The 18,935-nt window shown below is 73.5% G+C and carries 15 protein-coding genes; 9 read left to right on the top strand and 6 right to left on the bottom strand.

Annotated elements, in window-relative coordinates:
* Window positions 1-73: 73 nt before the first annotated feature.
* Entirely contained in the window at window positions 74-871 is a 798-nt protein-coding gene (locus tag JIW86_RS17380; RefSeq protein ID WP_257554706.1) for an esterase/lipase family protein, read from the bottom strand.
* 173 nt (window positions 872-1,044) lie between these two features.
* Here JIW86_RS17380 and JIW86_RS17375 point away from each other — a divergent pair, with 173 nt between their 5' ends.
* Window positions 1,045-1,446, top strand: coding sequence for a cobalamin B12-binding domain-containing protein (locus JIW86_RS17375; RefSeq protein WP_215143866.1), 402 nt, complete (start codon window positions 1,045-1,047; stop codon window positions 1,444-1,446).
* Window positions 1,447-1,618: 172 nt separating this feature from the next.
* Here JIW86_RS17375 and JIW86_RS17370 read toward each other — a convergent pair whose 3' ends face one another.
* Window positions 1,619-3,199 carry a DUF5691 domain-containing protein gene (locus JIW86_RS17370; protein WP_257554702.1) on the bottom strand — a complete coding sequence of 527 codons (1,581 nt, stop codon included), beginning with the start codon at window positions 3,197-3,199 and terminating at the stop codon, window positions 1,619-1,621.
* A gap of 252 nt (window positions 3,200-3,451) precedes the next feature.
* On the bottom strand, window positions 3,452-4,795 hold the full coding sequence (locus tag JIW86_RS17365) for an SWIM zinc finger family protein (protein WP_257554700.1): 1,344 nt from the start codon (window positions 4,793-4,795) through the stop codon (window positions 3,452-3,454).
* 134 nt (window positions 4,796-4,929) lie between these two features.
* Here JIW86_RS17365 and JIW86_RS17360 point away from each other — a divergent pair, with 134 nt between their 5' ends.
* From JIW86_RS17360 to sucD, 5 genes are all read left to right on the top strand, one after another.
* Window positions 4,930-6,036 (top strand): ATP-binding protein, encoded by a 1,107-nt coding sequence (locus JIW86_RS17360; protein WP_215147780.1) that lies wholly within the window; start codon window positions 4,930-4,932, stop codon window positions 6,034-6,036.
* Window positions 6,033-8,336, top strand: a complete 2,304-nt coding sequence (locus tag JIW86_RS17355) for a DUF5682 family protein (protein WP_257554697.1) — start codon at window positions 6,033-6,035, stop codon at window positions 8,334-8,336. The genes JIW86_RS17360 and JIW86_RS17355 overlap by 4 nt, the downstream gene beginning before the upstream one ends.
* A complete protein-coding gene (locus JIW86_RS17350; RefSeq protein ID WP_257554695.1) occupies window positions 8,336-9,484 on the top strand; it encodes a VWA domain-containing protein in 1,149 nt (382 codons plus the stop codon). Before JIW86_RS17355 ends, JIW86_RS17350 begins: the two co-directional genes overlap by 1 nt.
* Before the next feature lie 270 nt (window positions 9,485-9,754).
* Window positions 9,755-10,933, top strand: coding sequence for an ADP-forming succinate--CoA ligase subunit beta (sucC, locus tag JIW86_RS17345; RefSeq protein ID WP_215147773.1), 1,179 nt, complete (start codon window positions 9,755-9,757; stop codon window positions 10,931-10,933).
* A gap of 21 nt (window positions 10,934-10,954) precedes the next feature.
* Complete coding sequence (gene sucD, locus JIW86_RS17340) at window positions 10,955-11,845, top strand: succinate--CoA ligase subunit alpha (RefSeq protein ID WP_215147771.1); 891 nt, start codon at window positions 10,955-10,957, stop codon at window positions 11,843-11,845.
* A 61-nt stretch (window positions 11,846-11,906) separates the two neighbouring features.
* On the opposite strand, the gene JIW86_RS17335 is transcribed toward sucD, so the two are convergent.
* A complete protein-coding gene (locus tag JIW86_RS17335; RefSeq protein ID WP_257554691.1) occupies window positions 11,907-13,253 on the bottom strand; it encodes a helix-turn-helix domain-containing protein in 1,347 nt (448 codons plus the stop codon).
* Between the two features lie 119 nt (window positions 13,254-13,372).
* Here JIW86_RS17335 and JIW86_RS17330 point away from each other — a divergent pair, with 119 nt between their 5' ends.
* Window positions 13,373-14,869 (top strand): DUF6350 family protein, encoded by a 1,497-nt coding sequence (locus JIW86_RS17330; protein ID WP_257554689.1) that lies wholly within the window; start codon window positions 13,373-13,375, stop codon window positions 14,867-14,869.
* Window positions 14,870-15,101: 232 nt separating this feature from the next.
* On the opposite strand, the gene JIW86_RS17325 is transcribed toward JIW86_RS17330, so the two are convergent.
* Window positions 15,102-15,695, bottom strand: coding sequence for a hypothetical protein (locus JIW86_RS17325; protein WP_257554687.1), 594 nt, complete (start codon window positions 15,693-15,695; stop codon window positions 15,102-15,104).
* Window positions 15,696-15,950: 255 nt separating this feature from the next.
* On the opposite strand from JIW86_RS17325, the gene purN reads away from it, so the two are divergent.
* Both purN and purH read left to right on the top strand, forming a co-directional pair.
* On the top strand, window positions 15,951-16,574 hold the full coding sequence (gene purN / locus JIW86_RS17320) for a phosphoribosylglycinamide formyltransferase (protein WP_215147763.1): 624 nt from the start codon (window positions 15,951-15,953) through the stop codon (window positions 16,572-16,574).
* Entirely contained in the window at window positions 16,571-18,154 is a 1,584-nt protein-coding gene (purH, locus tag JIW86_RS17315) for a bifunctional phosphoribosylaminoimidazolecarboxamide formyltransferase/IMP cyclohydrolase (RefSeq protein WP_257554684.1), read from the top strand. Before purN ends, purH begins: the two co-directional genes overlap by 4 nt.
* An 89-nt stretch (window positions 18,155-18,243) precedes the next feature.
* On the opposite strand, the gene JIW86_RS17310 is transcribed toward purH, so the two are convergent.
* A complete protein-coding gene (locus tag JIW86_RS17310) occupies window positions 18,244-18,855 on the bottom strand; it encodes a hypothetical protein (protein WP_215147759.1) in 612 nt (203 codons plus the stop codon).
* Between the last annotated feature and the right edge of the window lie 80 nt (window positions 18,856-18,935).

The raw sequence follows: 18,935 nt of genomic DNA, 5'->3' as shown, positions 1-18,935 counted from the left end.
CGTCTTTCGGTCGCATAAAGACGCAGCCTTGGCCTTGAGTTCGAAATCCGTTCGACTTCGCGTCGGTTGGCGTCTATGCGACGGACGAGGCTTCCGAGGACTCCGCGGAGGCCGATCCGATCCCGTCGAGGACGCGCCGGATCGCCGCGATCACGGTGGGGTGCGCGGGCAGGGCGAGGTGCCCGATGCCGGTGACCTGGACGTTCTCCACGCGTAGATCCGGATGCTCGATCCGGGCCGCCGAGACCGGGACCATCAGCGTGTCGAACTCGCTCCAGAACGCCACGCAGCGGGTGGCGCAGCCGGGCGCGGGCGCGGCCAGCTCGGCCAGCACCTCGGAGTCGGGGCGCATCTGCCGCACCAGCGGGTGCGCGTCCATGAAGGGGGCGACCAGCGTGCCGGAATGCGGGGTGCCGAGCGTGACGAGGGTCCGGATGCGGGCGTCGCCGCCCAGGCGCTGGACGTAGTACCGGCCGACCAGCCCGCCCAGGCTGTGCCCGACCAGGTCAACCCGCTCCTGCCCGGTGCGCGCGCACAGCTCCTCGACGCGCCGGGCGAGATGGCGGGCCGTGACGCGCAGGTCGCGGGTGAAGGGCGAGTAGTTGTACGCCTCCACGTGCCGCAGGCCGCCCGCCCCGAGGGCGCGGCGCAGCAGGACGAAGACGGAGCGGTTGTCGGTGAACCCGTGGAGGAGGAGGACGGGCGGGCGTGTCGCGGGCGGGCCGGCGGCGACCTTCTCCTGGCACACTCCGGTGGGATACAGGAGAAGATGTCCGCCGAGCACGACCACCTCGAGCGCGCCGGCCCGCAGTGCGGCGCCGACCGTGGGTATCGACAGCGTGGGAATCGACGCGGGTATGCACAGCCCCATTGACGGCCTCCCCTGAGCCTCTCGGGACTGCGGCCGTTACGCCACCGTGCCGTGCGGCTGTCGGCACGGTGGCGTAATGCCGTCCCACGTGTGATTTCCCCCTCCTGGTTGACCGTGAAACGGCGGCGTGCGCGATGCTGTACTTAACGTTCGTTCACTCGGGAGGCAGTGCGATGGGTGTGACCGGTCCGATCCGTGTGGTGGTGGCCAAGCCGGGTCTCGACGGCCACGACCGCGGCGCGAAGGTGATCGCGCGGGCGCTGCGTGACGCGGGCATGGAGGTCATCTACACCGGCCTCCACCAGACGCCCGAGCAGATCGTGGACACCGCCATTCAGGAGGACGCCGACGCGATCGGCCTCTCGATCCTCTCCGGCGCCCACAACACGCTCTTCGCGCGCGTCCTGGAACTCCTCAAGGAGCGCGAGGCGGAGGACATCAAGGTCTTCGGCGGCGGCATCATCCCGGAGGACGACATCGCCCCTCTCAAGGAGAAGGGCGTGGCCGAGATCTTCACCCCGGGCGCGACGACGACCTCCATCGTCGACTGGGTCCGCGCGAACGTCCGCCAGTAGCCTCTGCGGCGCCGTTGCTGGGGCTCCGCCCCAGACCCCGCGCCTCAAACGCCGGCGGGGCTGGATTTTGGCTGGTGCAGCCTGCCAGGCGCGGCTGGATTGCCGCGCCGCGGCAATTTCAGCCCCGCCGGCGTTTGAGGCGTGAGGGTCCCCCCGGGCGGAGCCCGGTTGGTCAGGCCGGGGTCAGCTCCGAGAGCATCGCTTCGCGGAGGCGGAGGGTGGCCACCAGCCGCTGGAAGGCCTCGGACCAGTACGCGGCGGCGCCGGACGCGCTGTCCGCCGGCTCCTCCGCCGCGGCGGTCAGTGTTTCCAGCCGGCCGGCCTCCGCAGGGTCGAGGCAGCGCTCCGCCAACCCCATCACCCCGCTGAAGCTCCACGGGTAACTGCCCGCCTCCCGGGCGCAGTCCAGCGCGTCCACGACCGCCCGGCCCAGCGCCCCCGCCCACGGCACCACGCACACCCCGAGCAGCTGGAACGCCTCCGAGAGCCCGTGGGCCCGTATGAACTGCGCGACCCAGTCGGCCCGTTCCCCGTCCGGCAGGGTCTCGAGGAGCTTGGCGCGCTCCGCGAGCGAAGCCGTCCCCGGGCCCGCCGCGGGCGGCGCGGACGCCACGCCCAGCAGGGCCCGCGACCACCGCGCGTCGCGCTGGCGCACCGCCGCCCGGCACCACGCCGCGTGCAGTTCCTCCCGCCAGACCTCGCCCTCGGCCACCGGCAGGGCCACGATCTCCGCCGGGCCGAGCCCCCCGAACCGCTCCCGCCAGCAGGACAGCGGAGCCGCCTCCACCAACTGGCCCAGCCACCACGCCCGTTCCCCCCGCCCGGCGGGCGGATTCCTGACCACCCCGTCCCGCAGCATCCCCGCATCGCACTCGGCCGGCGGATTCACGCCCTCCGGGCCCACGCAGGCCAGGGAGCGCTCCGCCATCCGCCCCGCCAGTGCCGAGCCGGGCAGCGCCGACAGCAGCTCGGCGGCCGTCGCGCGGACATTTCGGCTGCGGTCGCCCAGGGCCGCCTCCAGGAACGGCTCGTCCCCCTCCGACAGCCCCACCCGCAGCGAATCGAGGAACATCAGCCGGTCCTCGGCCCGCTCGGTGGCCCAGGTCGTCGCCAGCAGCCTCGTCGCGGCCGCCGCGTCGTGCGCCCGTACTGCGCCCAGCAGCGCCACCCGCTCCGCGAACAACCCCTCCTGCCAGAGCCGCTCCACCCCGGCCAGGTCCGTCACGTCCGGCAGTTCCCCGGCTCCTCCGGCCCCGCCGCGCAGGGCGAACCGCCAGTCCGGATTCAGCCGCGCCAGCCACAGCCCCCGCGCCCCGGCCAGGGCCAGTGCCTGCGGCCGCAGGTCCGTACGGGCCCGGGCCGCGTCCAGCAGTGCGGGCACGAGCGCGGCCGGTGAGCGGTAGCCGTGCCGGCCGGCCGCGGCCAGCCACTGCGGCAGCAGCTCCGTCAGATCCGGGGCGGCGCCGCGCCGCCCGCCGCTGCCCGCGCCGGTCCGGCCGGCCAGCAGCTGCGCGAGCCGCTGCCGGGCCGCGGCCGGTGGTGCCGGGCGCGGGTCCCGGGGCGCCGGCTCCGGGCGCGAGCCCGCCCCGGCCGGTCGCAGCCCGGCCCGGCGCCGCACGGTGTGCACGGCCGCCGCGTCCAGCAGGGCCTCCGGCGAGCCGGCGGGGCCCCCGCCCCGGCGCCGGTCGGTGCCCAGCAGCGCCGCCCCGACCAGCTCCTCCCAGTCCCCGTACTCCTCGTCGCCCTTGCCCATCGGACCCCTCCCTCTTCGTGTCCTGCGCTCCGGTCCCGCCCCCTCCGCGGGACCGGAGCCGTCGATGCCCCGTGTCAACTGCGCTCAACTGGCGTGGTTGTCGTTCATGCAAGCCCCCCGGCTTCTCGTCACTTCACGCCGGCGCCCCCGCGCCACCGCGTCCTTCCCCTCTCCGCGCCCCTTCGTGACGGCACACGTGTCCCCAGGCCCCTGCCGATTCCTCTGCGATTTCCCCTTGGATCCGGCCGCTGTTCAGGCCAGCGGCACCGGCTCGGGCGAGCCCGGCTGCCAGGCGGTCAGCGGTGTGAAGCCGCGGTGGCCGCACTCCCCGAACACCGTCACCGGGCCCCCGCCCGACAACGCGGCCAGCTGCCACAGGCCCCCGCGGGAGCGGCTGCCCGCCCCGGTGACGGGCACCGGCAGGGCGGAGTCACCCTCCGCGTCCGCCAGTTGCCAGCCGAGCTCTCCCGGTATCGGGATCACTCGGCCGAGCACCACCGGCCAGGACTCCAGCCACGGGTCCTCCCGCAGCGCGGCCCCGTAGGCCTCCAGGGCAGCCCCCGTGCTCACCCCGGCCGGAACCTCCGCACACGGCACGGCCGCGGCGACCCTTTCCCCGAGATCCGCCCGCAGCCCCGCCGAACCGGGCCGGAAGCGGACTTCCGCCTCCAGTACCAGCCCCACCGGCAGTGCCAGCCCCGGCGGCCGCCCCGCCGGTCCGAAGTCCAGCACCAGGGCCGGCCGCCCGCCCCCCAGCCCGCGCAGCCATATCCGGCGGGTGGTGAGCCGGCCGTCCGGCGACACCGAGTCGTACTGAGCCAGCACCAGCCAGCGGTCCCGTACGGCCTCCCCCTCCCCGGAGGCCGGCAGTCCCACCCGGCTGCGCACGGTCGCGGCCAGCTCTTCGGGCAGTGCCGACACGCCCAGCCAGGCCCGGTCCAGCAGGTGCAGCAGCGCCGCCTCCTCCAGCATCCTGGCGGGCCAGCCGGGGCCGCAACTGGGTATCGTGCCCAACTCCCTTACGCGTCCCGCCAGTCCGGGCGCCTGGGCGTCGATCATCCGGGCGGCCGTCTCCTCCCACGCCGCGTAACCCGACTGCTCCTGCCCGGCGAGACCGCCGCGCAGGAGGTCGGCCAGGCGCTGCTCCAGCTCGGTGACGCCCGCGCCGATCCGAGCCGCCCGCCGCTCGGCCCGCCGCCGGGCCCCCTCCTCGTCCACCGGCCTGCCCGTCGCGGCGGCCGGTCGCGCAGCCTTCGCCGCACGCTCCGCCAGCCACTCCGCGGCCCAGTCCGGCGCCTCTCCCGGCTCGCCCGCCCCCTCCGCGGACCAGAGCAGCAGCAGGCCCAGCGCGTGCTTGCACGGGAACTTCCGGCTCGGGCAGGAGCACTTGTACGCCGGTCCCGCCAGGTCCACGACCGTGCGGTACGGCTTGCTGCCGCTGCCCTTGCACAACCCCCATACAGAACCGGAAGCGGAACCTCCGATCTGCGACCACGGCCCCGCCCCGCCGAGTCTGCTTCCCGCCTTGCGTGAGGCATCGTCAGGAGCCAGAGCCAGTACCTGTTCCGCCGTCCAGCGGACCCCCTGCTCAGTCATGTGAACCACCGTACGGACCGCCACTGACAATCGCTCTGACCTGCAACAACGCCTCGAACAAGGACCGTTGTCAGTGGCGTGGTGCACCTTGGATCCAGCAGTCGGGAGCGGCTGCCGAGCATTGGAGGGGGACCATGACCATGCCCGAGGACAACAAGGGCGCCCAGGCGCTGCGACCGCACGCCGAAGACGCTTTCGCACACGAACTGAAAGCCCTGGCGGCCACCGACGACCGGCCCCGCCCGGCCCGCTGGAAGCTGTCCCCGTGGGCCGTGGCCACGTACCTGCTCGGCGGCACCCTCGACGACGGCACGGTGATCACGCCCAAGTACATCGGGCCGCGCCGCATCGTCGAAGTCGCCGTCACCACGCTGGCCACCGACCGTGCACTGCTCCTCCTCGGCGTCCCCGGCACCGCGAAGACCTGGGTCTCCGAACACCTCGCCGCCGCCGTCAGCGGAGACTCCACCCTCCTCGTCCAGGGCACCGCCGGAACCCCGGAGGAGGCCATCCGGTACGGATGGAACTACGCCCGGCTGCTCGCCCACGGCCCCAGCCGCGAGGCCCTCGTGCCCAGCCCGGTCATGCGGGCCATGGCCGACGGCATGACCGCCCGCGTCGAGGAGCTCACCCGCATCCCCGCCGACGTCCAGGACACCCTCATCACCGTCCTGTCCGAGAAGACCCTCCCGATACCGGAGCTCGGCGAAGAGGTGCAGGCCGTCGGCGGCTTCAACCTCATCGCCACCGCCAACGACCGCGACCGCGGGGTCAACGAGCTCTCCAGCGCGCTGCGCCGGCGCTTCAACACCGTCGTCCTGCCGCTGCCCGCCACCGCCGACGCCGAGGTCGACATCGTCGCCCGCCGCGTCGACCAGATGGGCCGCGCCCTCGACCTGCCGGCCGTGCCCGAGGGCCTGGAGGAGATCCGCCGCGTCGTCACCGTCTTCCGCGAGCTGCGCGACGGAGTCACCGGCGACGGCCGTACGAAGGTGAAGTCGCCCAGCGGCACCCTGTCCACCGCCGAGGCCATCTCCGTCGTCACCGGCGGCCTGGCGCTGGCCGCCCACTTCGGGGACGGCGTGCTGCGCCCCTCCGACGTGGCCGCCGGAATCCTCGGCGCCGTCATCCGCGACCCGGCCGCCGACAAGGTCGTCTGGCAGGAGTACCTGGAGGCCGTGGTCCGCGAGCGGGACGGCTGGAAGGACTTCTACCGCGCCTGCCGGGAGGTGACCGTATGAGCCCACTGCTGCTGGGCGTACGGCACCACGGGCCCGGCTCGGCCCGCGCGGTGCGCGCCGCCCTCGACGCGGCCCGGCCGGCGGCCGTGCTGGTCGAGGGGCCGCCCGAGGGGGACGCGCTGCTCGGCCTGGCCGCCGATCCCGGGATGAGGCCGCCCGTGGCGCTGCTCGCACACGCCGCGGACGACCCCGGCCGGGCCGCGTTCTGGCCGCTGGCCGGCTTCTCCCCGGAGTGGATCGCGATCCGCTGGGCGCAGGAGGCGGGCGTACCGGTGCGGTTCACGGACCTCCCGGCCGCGCACTCGCTGGCCCGCCGTGAGGAGGGCGAGGAGGGGGAGGAAGGGGGCGGGGATCCCGATTCCATGCGGGTGGACCCTCTCGCGGTGCTGGCCGAGACCGCCGGGTACGACGACCCCGAGCGCTGGTGGGAGGACGTGGTCGAACACCGGGGCACCGGGGCCGTGCGGGACCCGCTGGCCGCCTTCGAGGCGCTCGGGGAGGCCATGGGCGCCCTGCGCGAGGCGTACGGCGACGGCGGCCACTCCCGCGACCTCGTCCGCGAGGCGTACATGCGGCAGCGGATGCGGGCCGCCCACCGGGAGTTCGGCGACGCGTACGCCGTGGTGTGCGGGGCCTGGCACGTCCCGGCGCTGCGGGCCAGGACCACCGCGGCCGCCGACAAGGCACTGCTCACCGGCCTGCCGAAGGTCAAGGTGGAGACCACCTGGGTGCCCTGGACCCACCGCAGGCTGGCCCGGGCCGGCGGGTACGGCGCGGGCATCACCTCGCCCGGCTGGTACGCGCACCTCTTCGAGGCCCGGGACCGGCCCGTGGAGCGGTGGCTGACCAAGGTCGCGGGGCTGCTCCGCGAGGAGGACCGCCAGGTCTCCTCGGCGCACGTCATCGAGGCGGTCCGGCTGGCTGAGACGCTGGCCGCGATGCGCGGAAGGCCGCTGCCCGGGCTGACGGAGACCCTGGAGGCGGTCCGGGCGGTGATGTGCGACGGATCCGACGTACCGCTCGCGCTGATCGAGGACCGGCTCGTCGTCGGGGACGTGCTCGGCGAGGTCCCGGACACGGCGCCCGTCGTACCGCTCCAGCGCGACCTGACCCGCCGGCAGCGCTCGCTGCGTCTCAAGCCCGAGGCGCAGGACCGCGAGCTGGAGCTCGACCTGCGCAAGGAGACCGACGCGGCCAAGTCGCTGCTGCTGCACCGCCTGCGGCTGCTCGGCATCGACTGGGGCATACCGGCCGCGTCGAGGGGCAGCACCGGGACCTTCCGGGAGACCTGGCGGTTGCGCTGGGAGCCGGAGCTGTCGGTGCGGGTCGCGGAGGCCGGTATCTGGGGCACCACCGTGCTCGCGGCGGCCACCGCCAAGGCGGACGCGGACGCGGCCGGGGCCGGGGAGCTGGGCGAGGTCACGGCGCTCGCCGAGCGGTGCCTGCTGGCCGGGCTGTCCGAGGCGCTGCCCGCCGTCCTGCGGGCGCTCGCGGACCGGGCCGCGCTGGACACCGATGTGGCGCGGCTCGCCAAGGCGCTGCCCGCGCTGGCCCGTTCGCTGCGGTACGGGGACGTCCGCGGCACCGACGCGGCGGCCCTCGGCACGGTGGCGGCCGGGCTCGCCGAGCGGATATGCGTGGCGCTGCCACCCGCCTGCGCCGCCGGCCTGGACGCCGACGCGGCGGCGGAGCTGCGCGGCCACGTGGACGGGGTGCACGGGGCGGTCGGGCTGCTGGCGGACGCCGACGAGGGGCTGCGCGAGCGCTGGTCCGCGGTGCTGCGGACGCTGTCAGGCCGGGAGACCGTGCCGGGCCTGATCCGCGGCCGGGCGGCCCGGCTGCTGCTCGACGACGGGCGGCTTCCGGCCGCGGAAACGGCGCGGCTGATGGGGCTCGCGCTGTCCCCTGCGGCGTCCCCGGCCGACGCCGCGGGCTGGATCGAGGGCTTCGCGGGCGGCAGTTCGGGCGGCGGGACCCTGCTGGTCCACGACGACCGGCTGCTGGGCCTGATCGACACCTGGCTGTCGGGAGTGCCCGAGCGTGCCTTCATCGACGTGCTGCCGCTGCTGCGGCGGACGTTCGGGGCGTACGAGCCGGGGGTGAAGCGGACCCTGGGCGAGCTGGTCCGGCGCGGCCCGGGCGGCCCGGCCGCGCCCTCGCGCGCCGGCTCGGCCCCCGAGGGCTTCGGCCCGGAGCTGGACCCGGCCCGCGCCGACGGGGTGCTGGACCTGGTCCGGCTGCTGCTCGCCGGCCCGGGACCGGCCGGACATGACGGACACGACCTTGCGGGGGTGGGCTGATGGACACGGCGGACGAGCGACTGCGGCGGTGGCGGCTGGTGCTCGGCGGTGGAGAGGCCGACGGGACGGGCCGCGCGCTGACCGGGCGGGACGCGGACATGGACGCCGCGCTCGGCGCCCTCTACGGCGGGGGCGGATCGGGCGGCCCGCGCAAGGGGTCGGGCCCGCGCTCCGCCGGGCTCGGCGGGTCCGCGCCGAATGTGGCGCGCTGGCTCGGGGACATCCGTACGTACTTCCCCAGCTCGGTGGTCCAGGTCATGCAGCGCGACGCCATCGAGCGGCTCGGCCTGTCCGCCCTGCTGCTGGAGCCGGAGATGCTGGAGGCCGTCGAGCCCGACGTGCACCTGGTCGGCACCCTGCTCTCCCTGAACAAGGCGATGCCCGACACCACGAAGGAGACGGCCCGGGCCGTGGTCCGCAAGGTCGTCGAGCAGCTGGAGAAGCGCCTCGCGACGCGCACCCGGGCCACGCTCACCGGCGCCCTGGACCGCTCCGCCCGGATCAGCCGCCCCCGCCACCACGACATCGACTGGAACCGCACGATCCGGGCCAACCTCAAGAACTACCTGCCCGAGTACCGCACGGTCGTCCCCGAACGGCTGATCGGGTACGGCCGGGCGGCGCAATCGGTGAAGAAGGAGGTGATCCTCTGCATCGACCAGTCGGGTTCGATGGCGGCCTCCGTCGTCTACGCCTCCGTCTTCGGCGCCGTCCTCGCGTCCATGCGCTCGATCGCCACCCGCCTCGTCGTCTTCGACACCGCCGTCGTCGACCTCACGGACCAGCTCGACGATCCGGTCGACGTCCTCTTCGGCACCCAGCTCGGCGGCGGCACCGACATCAACCGGGCTCTCGCCTACTGCCAGTCGAAGATCACCCGGCCCGCCGACACCGTCGTGGTCCTGATCAGTGATCTCTACGAGGGCGGCATACGCAACGAGATGCTCAAGCGGGTCGCCGCGATGAAGGCCTCGGGGGTGGAGTTCGTGACCCTGCTCGCACTGTCCGACGAGGGCGCCCCGGCCTACGACCGCGAGCACGCCGCCGCCCTCGCGGCGCTCGGCGCGCCCGCCTTCGCCTGCACCCCCGACCTGTTCCCGGAGGTGATGGCCGCGGCGCTGGAGAAGCGGCCCCTGCCGGTTCCGTGACCTTCACCGTTGTGAATGGGCCGATCGCACGAACTTCCAGTTCAACCGTGAGGCGATCTGTGACAGGTATCACCGCTCAGGTGTGATCTGCGATTTAGGGACCTACGGCCCACGGGGATAACCTGCGGGACGGACATGCCGCGTCCACGGTCACCGTGTGCGCCTTCCTTGTGACAGCGCCGTCACGTTGCCCTCCGCGGCACGCCCACGCAGATAGCAGACAACCGCGAATCACTGCGAATCTTTAAAAAAGACAAGGGACGGACGCGCGTGGACCTGTTCGAGTACCAGGCGAGGGACCTCTTCGCCAAGCACGGTGTACCGGTGCTGGCCGGTGAAGTCATCGACACGCCTGAGGCGGCTCGCGAGGCCACCGAGCGGCTGGGCGGCAAGTCGGTCGTCAAGGCGCAGGTGAAGGTCGGCGGCCGCGGCAAGGCCGGCGGCGTGAAGCTGGCCGCCACCCCGGACGAGGCTGTCGCCCGGGCGACGGACATCCTCGGCATGGACATCAAGGGCCACACGGTCCACAAGGTGATGATCGCCGAGACGGCTCCCGAGATCCTCGAGGAGTACTACGTCTCGTACCTCCTCGACCGCACCAACCGCACCTTCCTCGCCATGGCGTCGGTCGCGGGCGGCATGGACATCGAGCAGGTCGCCGAGGAGACCCCGGAGAAGCTCGCCAAGGTCCCGGTGAACGCCAACGAGGGCGTGACCATCGAGAAGGCCCGCGAGATCGTCGCGCTGGCGCAGTTCCCGGCCGAGGTCGCCGAGAAGGTCGCCGAGGTCCTCGTGACCCTGTGGGCGACCTTCATCGCCGAGGACGCGCTCCTCGTCGAGGTCAACCCGCTCGCGAAGGTCGCCAACGGCGACGTCATCGCGCTCGACGGCAAGGTCTCGCTCGACGAGAACGCCGAGTTCCGCCAGCCGGGTCACGAGGAGTTCGTGGACCACGCGGCCGCGAACCCGCTCGAGGCCGCCGCCAAGGCGAAGAACCTCAACTACGTGAAGCTCGAGGGCGAGGTCGGCATCATCGGCAACGGCGCGGGTCTCGTCATGAGCACCCTCGACGTCGTCGCCTACGCCGGCGAGAACCACGGCGGCGTCAAGCCCGCCAACTTCCTGGACATCGGCGGTGGCGCCTCCGCCGCCGTCATGGCCAACGGTCTCGAGATCATCCTCGGCGACCCGGACGTCAAGTCCGTCTTCGTCAACGTCTTCGGTGGCATCACCGCGTGCGACGAGGTCGCCAACGGCATCGTCCAGGCGCTGGCCCTGCTGGAGGAGAAGGGCGAGGCGGTCACCAAGCCGCTCGTCGTCCGTCTCGACGGCAACAACGCCGAGCTGGGTCGCAAGATCCTCTCGGACGCCAACCACCCGCTGGTCCAGCGCGTGGACACCATGGACGGCGCGGCCGACAAGGCCGCCGAGCTCGCGGCTGCGAAGTAAGGGCAGAGGTCACAGACTCACATGGCTATCTTCCTCAACAAGGACAGCAAGGTCATCGTCCAGGGCATGACCGGTGCCACGGGCATGAAGCACACCAAGCTGATGCTGGCTGACGGCACCAACATCGTCGGCGGCGTGAACCCGCGCAAGGCCGGCACCACCGTCGACTTCGACGGCACCGAGGTCCCGGTCTTCGGCTCCGTCGCCGAGGCGATGGAGAAGACGGGCGCCAACGTCTCCGTCCTCTTCGTCCCGCCGGCCTTCGCCAAGGCCGCCGTGGTCGAGGCGATCGACGCCGAGATCCCGCTGGCCGTCGTCATCACCGAGGGCATCGCGGTGCACGACTCCGCCGCCTTCTGGGCGTACGCGATCGCCAAGGGCAACAAGACCCGGATCATCGGCCCGAACTGCCCGGGTCTGATCACCCCCGGCCAGTCCAACGCCGGCATCATCCCGGGCGACATCACCAAGCCCGGCCGCATCGGTCTCGTGTCCAAGTCCGGCACGCTGACCTACCAGATGATGTACGAGCTCCGTGACATCGGCTTCTCCTCGGCCGTCGGCATCGGTGGCGACCCGGTCATCGGCACCACGCACATCGACGCCCTCGAGGCGTTCGAGGCCGACCCCGACACCGACCTGATCGTCATGATCGGCGAGATCGGCGGCGATGCCGAGGAGCGTGCGGCGGACTTCATCGCGAAGAACGTCACCAAGCCGGTCGTCGGCTACGTCGCGGGCTTCACCGCCCCCGAGGGCAAGACCATGGGCCACGCGGGCGCCATCGTCTCCGGTTCCTCCGGTACCGCGCAGGCCAAGAAGGAGGCCCTCGAGGCCGCCGGCGTGAAGGTCGGCAAGACGCCGACCGAGACCGCCAAGCTGGCGCGCGAGATCCTGAACGCCGCGCAGTAACAGCAGTACGCGTGCACGGGCGTGGCCCGCACCCTTCCCGGGTGCGGGCCACGCCCGTTTCTCATTCGATCCCGGGCGTGAGGCGGGCGGGCCCGGAGTCCGGGTCCGCCCGCAGCTTGTCGTGGAGCAGCCTGCTCTGCTCGGTGAGCCGCTGGGGGCCGCTGAGCGGGGGCACGCCCGAGACGTTCACACCGGGGGCGATCGGCGGCTGGTACTGGGTGGGCGCGGTCGCGGCCGTGTACGCCGTCGCGACCGCGATGACCGAGGTCATGCCGAGGGCGGCGCGGGTCCACAGCCGGGTACGCCCCTCCGCGCGGCCGCGTACGAGGGCCGCGGGGCGCGGTTCGAGCCGCACCGCCGGAGTCAGCGCCGCGAGCATGTCGTGCAGCAGCTCGGACTGTTCCCCGGGCGGTACGTCGGCCAGTTCGGGTACCCGGTCGGCGAGGTATTCGTGCGCGTGGAGCAGGCGGCTGCCCGCGGTGGGCGTGGTGGCCTCGGTCTCGGCGGCCGTGTCGGGGAGGTCGAGTCCGACGCCGTCGTAGAGCAGGACCGTACGGCGGTGGGCGGTGGGCAGCGAGAGCAGGGCGTCGAGGAGGATCCGGTCGGCGGGCTCGGCGGGAGGCTTGTCGGTATGCCGGTGTGCCGGGCGCAGCTGGTGCCAGGGGGAGAGGGCGCAGTCGTACGCGGCCGTGCGGACCCAGCCCACCGGGTCCGGATCGGTGTCCACTTCCGGCCACTGCCGCCAGGCCTGGCGGAACGCCCGCTCCACGGCCTCCCGGGCGAGGGCCCGGCGGCCGGTGAGCAGGTAGGTCTGGTGGATGAGGGCGGGGGCGGCCAGGGCGTAGAGGGCGTCGAACGCCGCTGCGGCTCCGCCAGTCGCCGCCGCCACGGGAGCATCGTCGGGGGCGGGTTCCGGGAGCGCAGGTGGCTGGTCCGCCTCGTCCGCCCCGTCCGCCCCACCCGCCTCTGTGGCGGCGGCGAGTGGCGGTACCTCCTCGACGGCCTGCTCGACGGCCTGCTCGACGGCCTCCTCGACGGCCTCCTCGACGGCCTCCGGGGCCGGGCCGGCGGCCTCGGCCCCGGCCTCCGGTTCGGCCTCCGCCGCTCTTTTCGCCTCGGCCTCCGCCTCGAGCTCAGCCCCAGCCCCAGCGTCAGCCCCAGCCCCAGCCCCGGCCTCGGGGACCCCCTCCGACGGATCCCCGAGGCCGGCCAGGAACTGCACGTACGCCTCGCGCTTGCGCCCGCGGGGATCCGTACGGCCCGTCTCCCAGGAGCGCACCGTGGCCGGCGTGACGCCCACCGCGGCCGCGACCTCCTCATGCGTCAGGTCCGCCGCTTCGCGCAGTCTGCGGCGTTCCTCCGGGGAGGGGAGGCTCAGCTCCGAGGTCGTCTCGACGCTTTGAGTCATGCCACGCTCCCCGCGACCCGACAGTCCTGGGCGAAAAAGTACATAAACGTATATTGAGCGACACCACGGACATTCGCCTGTTACCCGCTCATAGCGCGTGTCGTTGGCACCATGGCGGGGTGACCCAAGTGACCGAACGCGGGACCCCGTTGTCCGTGGCCCCGCGAGCCGTCCGGCGGCGCCGCTCCCCGGCGGCCGCCGCATGCGTGGTGGGCGGCGCCGTGGCGGCCGGACTCGGGCTCGGCTTCCTCGCCGTGCTCGTCATCGTGCTGTGGATCAGCTCCCCCTATCCCGACAGCGGCCCCGGCGGGGCCCTGCACCTCGCCGCCGGGCTCTGGCTGCTCGCCCACGGGACGGAGCTGGTGCGGTACGAGACCCTCTCCGGCGTGCCCGCGCCCGTCGGCCTGACCCCCCTGCTGCTCGTCGCGCTGCCCGTACTGCTCATGCGGCGGGCCGCCCGGCTGGGGAGCGCCTCCGAGGAGGAAGGGGAGGAGACGCTGCCGGCCAGCGCCGTCTTCTCGGCCGTGCTCTGCGGCTATCTGGCCGTCGGGGCCCTGGCCACGGTGTACGCGGCGGGCGGCCCCATGCCCGCCGATCCGCTGAGCGCGGCCTGGCACGTTCCGCTGGTCGCCGTGCTCGCCGCCGCGAGCGGGGTGTGGGCGGTACGCGGCCGGCCGCTCGGGCCGCCGCCGTCCTGGGTGCCGGGGGGCGTACGGAGGGCAGTCGCACGCCCTCGTTACGCGCTGGCGCTCCGGGCCGGTGCGGGCGGGGCCCTCGTCCTGCTGGGCGGCGGCGCGCTGCTCGTCGGCAGCTCGCTCGCCTGGCACGGTACGGAGGTCCAGGGGTCCTTCCTGGCGCTGACCGGGGTGTGGTCCGGCCGCTTCGCGGTGCTGCTGCTCGCGATCGCGCTGATCCCGAACGCCATGGTCTGGGGGGCGTCCTACGCCCTCGGGCCCGGCTTCGCCCTCGGCGCCGGGGTGACCGCCACCCCGCTCGGGTTCACGGGCTCTGCCGCCCTGCCCCGGTTCCCGCTGCTGGCGGCGCTCCCGCCCGAGGGGCCCGGGACTCCGCTGACCTGGGCGGTCGCGGGGCTGCCGGTGGTGGCCGGGCTGGCGGTGGGCTGGTTCGCGGTACGCCGGGCGCGGGAGGTCGCGTACGGGGAGACCGCGCTCACGGCGGCGCTGGGCGCGCTGGTGTGCGGGCTGGTCATGACCGGGCTCGCGGCGGCCTCGGCAGGGCCGCTCGGGTCGCGGGCGCTGGCCGAGTTCGGGCCGGTGTGGTGGGCCACGGGGGCGGCCGCCTTCGTCTGGACGCTGCTCCCGGCGGTGCCGGTGGCGGTGGCGGTGCACGCGTGGCGCAACCGGCCGGCCCTGGCGATGGACGACGGCTGGCACGACAGCGGCGTACGGGAGATCCGGTGGGCGGCCCTGCGCCGTGCGGCGGGCACGCTGGTCCCGGACATCACCCCGGCTGAGCCCCCGGCCCCGGCCCCGCCGCGGTCCCCCCGACAGGTGACCGTCGTGCCCAGGCTCCGCCTGGACCTGCTCCCGCCGAAGTCGCTGACCCCGCCGGTGGTCGGAGCCCGAGTGCTCCCCCGCCGCAAACCAACCCCCTGACCAGCCGATCGCGCGCGGCGCCGTTGCGGGGGCTCCGCCCCCGGACCCTCCCCCAGCTACCGCTGGGGGGACCCCCAGCGCCTCAAACTCCCCCAGCTACCGCTGGGAGGTGCCCCCAGGCGGGGCTGCAATTGCCGGCGCCGCGCGTGGCGGACCCGCCCGGCGGAGGCGGGGGCCGGGGCGTTGGCGCCCCGTGGCTTCGTCCGGTGGGCCGGGTGGCGGAGAGCGATCGTTACTGGCGGACCTTCAGGATGTCGCCCACGAGGTTGTCCGGCAGGAGCGAGTTGCACTGGAGTTCCGCCGCGTTCGTCAGGGCGTCGTCGCGGCAGACGTAGAAGTCCTTGTAGGCCAGCTGCAAGGCGTACGAGCTCATCGCCAGCAGGATCGCCAGCGAGGCCGTGACCAGGCCGCTCACCGCCGCCGTGCGCTGGGGGCGGGCCGCCTCGCCCAGCGCCGCGAGTCCGCCCTGGGTGCTCTGGGCGCCACCCTGGCCGGCCTCCGCCGTCGCCGGCCTGCCCCGGAGCGCACTGATGCCCCAGTACAGGGCGAGTGCCCCCAGCAGCAGACCGACCGACGGAATCCCGAAGATCCCGAAGAAGAAGCCCCACATGCCGGCCAGCAGCGCGTAGCGGGCGCGGCGCTGGATCGGGTCCGTCGGGTCCCAGCGCGCCGGGCCGCCCCGGCCGCCCTCGGGGTCCTGCCCGCCGCCCCCGCCCTCGCCGTTGCCGCCGCGGCGCGGCTGCCACGGCTGGTCGGGCCGGCCTTCCGGGGGAGCCGCGAAGGGGTTGTCGTCGGTGGGGGAGTCGGGCTGACGGCGGTCCGGCATCGGGTGTGTTTCTTCCCCTGTGTCATGGACGTCAGGGCGACGTCGCGGCGGAGGCCCAGGTGGGTGAGGCCTGTTTGCGGCTTGTAGGCCAGACGCTACCGCCCGGCCGTCCCCCCGTCCCTCGGGGGCCGTCCCGTGTGCCGGTATCGTTGCAGGCGGTCGGTGGCTTCGTATGGTTCCCCGTATATCGGTACCCCGAAGTTTCGTATGACCACACAAAGACGAACACCGCATTCCCGTGAGAAAGGGCCTCCCATGGCCGCCTCCCGCCTGGTCGTGCTGGTATCCGGTTCCGGCACCAACCTCCAGGCCCTGCTCGACGCCATCGACGCCCACCCCGGCGGATCCGAGGGCTTCGGCGCCGAAGTCGTCGCCGTGGGAGCCGACCGCGAGGACATCGCCGGTCTGGACCGTGCCGAGAAGGCCGGGATCCCCACCTTCGTGTGTCCCGTCAAGGCGTACGGCAGCCGGGAGGAGTGGGACACCGCCCTCACCGAGGCGACCGACGCCCATGCCCCGGACCTCGTCGTGTCCGCCGGTTTCATGAAGATCGTGGGCAAGGCGTTCATCGACCGCTTCGGCGGCCGGTTCATCAACACCCACCCCGCCCTCCTCCCCGCCTTCCCGGGCGCCCACGGCGTACGGGACGCGCTCGCCTACGGCGCGAAGGTCACCGGCTGCACCGTCCACTTCGTGGACGCGGGCGTGGACACCGGTCCGATCATCGCCCAGGGTGTCGTCGAGATCGGGGACGAGGACGACGAAGCCGCTCTCCATGAGCGCATCAAGGAAGTCGAGCGACAGCTGCTCGTCGATGTCGTGGGGCGCCTGGCCCGACACGGCTACCGCATTGAGGGACGAAAGGTAACAATCCAGTGACCGCCGTAGAGAGCAACGACCCGACCACGACCCAGCGGCCGATCCGGCGTGCGCTCGTCAGTGTCTACGACAAGACGGGACTGGAAGAGCTGGCCCGCGGGCTGCACGAGGCGGGCGTCGCGCTCGTCTCCACCGGCTCCACGGCCTCGAAGATCGCCGCGGCCGGGGTGCCCGTCACCAAGGTCGAGGAGCTCACCGGCTTCCCCGAGTGCCTCGACGGCCGCGTCAAGACCCTGCACCCGCGCGTGCACGCCGGCATCCTCGCCGACCTGCGCCTGGAGGACCACCAGCGGCAGCTCGCCGAGCTGGGCGTAGAGCCCTTCGACCTGGTGGTCGTCAACCTCTACCCCTTCCTCGAGACCGTCCAGTCGGGTGCCACCCCGGACGAGTGCGTGGAGCAGATCGACATCGGCGGCCCCTCCATGGTCCGCGCCGCGGCCAAGAACCACCCCTCGGTGGCGGTCGTGACCAGCCCCGAGCGCTACGCGGCCGTCCTCGACGCCGCGAAGAACGGCGGCTTCGACCTCACCGCCCGCAAGCGCCTGGCGGCCGAGGCCTTCCAGCACACCGCCGCCTACGACGTGGCCGTGGCCTCCTGGTTCACGAGTGTGTACGCCCCGGAGCCGGAAGCGGTGCTTCCGGAGTTCCTGGCTGGCGCCTGGGAGCGCAAGTCGACCCTGCGCTACGGCGAGAACCCCCACCAGGCCGCCGCGCTGTACACGGACGGTCAGCCGGGCGGGCTCGCCAATGCCGAGCAGCTGCACGGCAAGGAGATGTCCTTCAACAACTACGTGGACACCGAGGCCGCCCGCCGGGCCGCCTACGACCACGAAGAGCCCTGCGTCGCGATCATCAAGCACGCCAACCCGTGCGGCATCGCCGTGGACACGGACGTCGCCGCCGCGCACCGCAAGGCGCACGCCTGCGACCCGCTGTCGGCCTTCGGCGGTGTCATCGCCGTCAACCGCCCGGTGACCGTCGAGCTCGCCGAGCAGGTCGCCGAGATCTTCACCGAGGTCATCGCGGCCCCCGGCTACGAGGACGGCGCCGTCGAGATCCTCGCCAAGAAGAAGAACATCCGCGTCCTGAAGGTGGACGGCACCCCGCACCAGCCGGGCGACCTCAAGCCCATCAGCGGCGGCGCGCTGCTCCAGCAGAGCGACCTCTTCCAGGCCGAGGGCGACGACCCGGCCAACTGGACCCTCGCCACCGGCGACGCGCTCTCCGCCGACGAGCTCGCCGAGCTCGCCTTCGCGTGGAAGGCCTGCCGGGCCGTCAAGTCCAACGCCATCCTGCTCGCCAAGGACGGCGCCTCGGTCGGCGTCGGCATGGGCCAGGTCAACCGCGTCGACTCGGCGAAGCTCGCCGTCGAGCGGGCGGGCGCCGAGCGCGCGCAGGGCTCGTACGCCGCCTCCGACGCCTTCTTCCCCTTCCCGGACGGGCTGGAGATCCTCACGGCCGCCGGCATCAAGGCCGTGGTCCAGCCGGGCGGTTCGGTCCGTGACGAGCAGGTCATCGAGGCCGCGAAGAAGGCCGGCGTGACGATGTACTTCACCGGGACCCGGCACTTCTTCCACTGAGTCCGGCACCGTCAGAACGGCGAAGGCCGCGACCCGCACTGCGGGTCGCGGCCTTCGCCGTTCGGCTACGGGTTTCAGTAGCGCGGGTATCAGAAGCGCGGGCGCTTGAACCAGGCGGCGCCGGGGGCGGTGACCATCGCGGCGAGGATCAGGCCGCCGATGGCCAGGCTGATGACGCCGGCCGCGGGACCGCCGCCCTCGGAGGCGCTGTTGGTGAAGTTGGCGAGGCCGCCCAGGATGGACAGCGCGCCGTAGACGATCGTCGTGATGCGCACGCCGTTGCCGCCCTTGGCGAACTTGGCGCCGAGGACGATGGCCAGCACCCCGAGGGCGAGGACGAAGAGGCCGACGGCGATCACGACGCCGCCGACCACGTCACCGGTGGCGCCGCTGTCCGTGCTGGACAGTGCGGCGCCGCCGAGCAGCGCGAGGAGGCCGACGATGATCTGCAGGCCGCCCACGACGAAGAGCAGGACGCGCGCGGTCTTCACCAGACCCGGCATCTCCATCGGCATGCCCGGGTAGCCGCCGGGGCCACCGGGGTAGGCCGGGTAGCCCTGGGGGGCCTGCTGCTGCGGGTAGGCGTAGCCGCCCTGCGGCGGAACGCCCTGCGGGGCCTGCTGCGGGTAGCCGTAGCCGGGCTGGCCCTGCGGGGCCGGGGGCTGCTGGCCGTACGGGTTGTTCGGGTCGCCGAAGCTCATCTTGGGGTGTTCCTCCGTGGAAGTGCGGGGACGCACGGCACGCGCGGAGGAAAGCTGTGTTCTACGGTCCGCCCCCCGGC

Origin of the sequence: Streptomyces sp. NBC_00162 (assembly GCF_024611995.1) — a bacterium.
Classification (GTDB): Bacteria; Actinomycetota; Actinomycetes; order Streptomycetales; family Streptomycetaceae; genus Streptomyces.
The sequence above is the reverse complement of the archived record's forward strand: the minus strand, read 5'-3'. Positions and strand labels throughout refer to the sequence as shown.

Excerpts from the sequence above, each read along its gene's own strand:
- JIW86_RS17335 (WP_257554691.1), bottom strand. The coding sequence starts at position 13,253 with ATGACTCAAAGCGTCGAGACGACCTCGGAGCTGAGCCTCCCCTCCCCG.
- sucD (WP_215147771.1), top strand. The coding sequence starts at position 10,955 with ATGGCTATCTTCCTCAACAAGGACAGCAAGGTCATCGTCCAGGGCATG.
- JIW86_RS17360 (WP_215147780.1), top strand. The coding sequence starts at position 4,930 with ATGACCATGCCCGAGGACAACAAGGGCGCCCAGGCGCTGCGACCGCAC.
- JIW86_RS17355 (WP_257554697.1), top strand. The coding sequence starts at position 6,033 with ATGAGCCCACTGCTGCTGGGCGTACGGCACCACGGGCCCGGCTCGGCC.
- JIW86_RS17375 (WP_215143866.1), top strand. The coding sequence starts at position 1,045 with ATGGGTGTGACCGGTCCGATCCGTGTGGTGGTGGCCAAGCCGGGTCTC.
- JIW86_RS17370 (WP_257554702.1), bottom strand. The coding sequence starts at position 3,199 with ATGGGCAAGGGCGACGAGGAGTACGGGGACTGGGAGGAGCTGGTCGGG.
- JIW86_RS17325 (WP_257554687.1), bottom strand. The coding sequence starts at position 15,695 with ATGCCGGACCGCCGTCAGCCCGACTCCCCCACCGACGACAACCCCTTC.
- JIW86_RS17350 (WP_257554695.1), top strand. The coding sequence starts at position 8,336 with ATGGACACGGCGGACGAGCGACTGCGGCGGTGGCGGCTGGTGCTCGGC.
- purN (WP_215147763.1), top strand. The coding sequence starts at position 15,951 with ATGGCCGCCTCCCGCCTGGTCGTGCTGGTATCCGGTTCCGGCACCAAC.
- JIW86_RS17365 (WP_257554700.1), bottom strand. The coding sequence starts at position 4,795 with ATGACTGAGCAGGGGGTCCGCTGGACGGCGGAACAGGTACTGGCTCTG.
- JIW86_RS17380 (WP_257554706.1), bottom strand. The coding sequence starts at position 871 with ATGGGGCTGTGCATACCCGCGTCGATTCCCACGCTGTCGATACCCACG.
- JIW86_RS17310 (WP_215147759.1), bottom strand. The coding sequence starts at position 18,855 with ATGAGCTTCGGCGACCCGAACAACCCGTACGGCCAGCAGCCCCCGGCC.